Source organism: Methanophagales archaeon (assembly GCA_021159465.1).
GTDB lineage: Archaea > Halobacteriota > Syntropharchaeia > Alkanophagales > Methanospirareceae > G60ANME1.
Genome location: JAGGRR010000021.1, coordinates 1 through 2,145, shown reverse-complemented (window position 1 = coordinate 2,145; position 2,145 = coordinate 1). Strand labels below are relative to the sequence as shown.

Genomic DNA, 2,145 nt, shown 5'->3' with positions numbered 1-2,145 from the left:
TGGTGTGAATAAAAGATATAAGCAATCAGTAAAATCTTATAGTGAAGAAAGTTTAATTGTGCAACACAGCACCATTATGCAAAGGTTGAATTATTACTTCATCCACTTTCGTTTTCCAATGGTCTATAAAAATCTCTCTTTGCGGCTCATTTTCTTTAAATGCCAACATTCTCACGGTTATTTCTGGCTTAGCTAAACCTAAATCATTTCTTATCGAGATGAGAGTTTCTAAATTTGTTATTATCTTTTCATATTTTGAGCCTACACGCACCTTCTCATGAACATTCTTTGAAATGTCTTCTAAAGAGATTATTATGCTATCCAATCCAGAATCAATAAGCTTTTTAGCTCTCGAAGGGGTTAATAGTGTACCATTGGTTGCAATTTGAATATTCGGAATACCGGCTTCTTTAGCTATTTTAATTCTTCTCTCCAAGAGATCATCTAAAAGCGGTTCACCTTGCATAAATAAACTGAAGTTCTTTATGATATGGGTATAATTTCTGCATTCCTCAATGATTCTTTCATATAATTCCATGCTCATCGTGCCTCTCGCACGCGTCATCTTATCTATTGGACACATTACACAGTTTAAATTACACTGATTTATCGTTTCGATATTTAAAAATTCAGGAAACAATGATTCTTTCTTTTTTAAGCAGTGTCCCAACGATCAAGGATCATCTGTTCATCTTTCATGATTTACCTCCTGGGGTGTACCCTTGTTAGTATACAACTAGTTAAGAAACAGTATTATAAAACTATAAAACTTTCGATGCACGATGCACGCGAGACCATCAAAAATTAAATTATATGACATATGCTACCTGACAGCGACTTGCGATTAAAGGCTGGAAGACGACAGTTGTTTTTCTTTACATCCTCAATAGCTGTGCTTTGTTCATGCACTCTCTTTTTTGGTATCAAAAACATCAAGGCTCAACAGCTCGCTTTTGTACACAGGCTTCACACCTCCCCTCCCTCTCTTAGAACACACTGTTGTGCCCGTCTGAGTGCGTTTCTAAACCCCTCATGGCGAGCATATGTGAAAAATTTACTTAACAATTCGCGCTTATTAGCAGTCCGAAGAAACAACCTAAACAACCTAAAGGCTCTCGTCAGACTAAGGGCACGCCTTGCCCGCTTAACTTTTTCAAGCTTATTTATTCGTTGCTCCAGTGTGTCAAGCCTCAAAGTAATGAACGCCAAATGTTGACGAAGATTTATATAACTACCCAGAGCGGGTTTTTCTCCCGAAAATTCCGACCTCAGCCAGGTGTTTAGGAGATATGTCCTGTATGTTTCATACTGAGCGATGCCTGCCACTGCCGTATTGCTATACGCACCAAGCGGACTAAGCCTATTATGATAAAAAGCAAGAACTACTGGATGCACTGCAATATCGTATTTAGCAAGGAATCTGATATAAAATTCCCAATCTTCCAAAACGGGCAGCTCCTCGTTATATCCACCAATCTCGTCATACACCTCTCTTTCGTGAAGAAAGCAAACAGGAGGAATAGGGTTCTGCTGAAGCACAACATCAAAGGGTATTATACCAGGCTTAAGCCAGTGATTAAATGGTTCGACCTTTTCTGTGATGACGCAATTCCCTTCTATACGTTCAATGACTTTATCACAGTAAGTTATCACTCCCCTCACCGAAGGCAGTTTATTTTGCCAATATCGAAGTGCACTAATACTTTGTCTCAAGAAGTCAGGCGACCATGAATCATCGTCATCATGTATAACCACGTAATCAGCTCGAACGGATATGAGCCCCTGATTTGCTGCAGCCGCTATACCCCGTGAACTTGGATTATGGATAACTTGCACACGCCTTTGATACTGGTCTCTATAACCTGCAATCAGACTATCGACCGAATCAGGGTCTGTACTATCATCAACTATTACATGGATCCAGTACGGATAAGTTTGAGAGAGCACGCTTTCTATTGCTCTCTTTAGTAACAAAGGACGGTCTTTTGTTCGGGTAATAACAGCAACTACTTTTCTATTGCAGTCCCCCTCTACACACCACGCGTTTTGCCCCTGCTCTCCATTTTCTAACATTTATCCTTTATCTTTTCCTTTTCCTTTTACACGCTTCCTATTTCGCTCCACCTCTCGTGCGCACATTTCTAT

2 protein-coding genes are annotated in these 2,145 nt (G+C 39.7%); both read right to left on the bottom strand.

Annotated features, from left to right (window positions below):
• Positions 1-52 precede the first annotated feature (52 nt).
• A complete protein-coding gene (locus tag J7J01_01130; GenBank protein MCD6209495.1) occupies positions 53-670 on the bottom strand; it encodes a radical SAM protein in 618 nt (205 codons plus the stop codon).
• A 296-nt stretch (positions 671-966) separates the two neighbouring features.
• Positions 967-2,073, bottom strand: a complete 1,107-nt coding sequence (locus tag J7J01_01125; GenBank protein ID MCD6209494.1) for a glycosyltransferase — start codon at positions 2,071-2,073, stop codon at positions 967-969.
• Positions 2,074-2,145 lie beyond the last annotated feature (72 nt).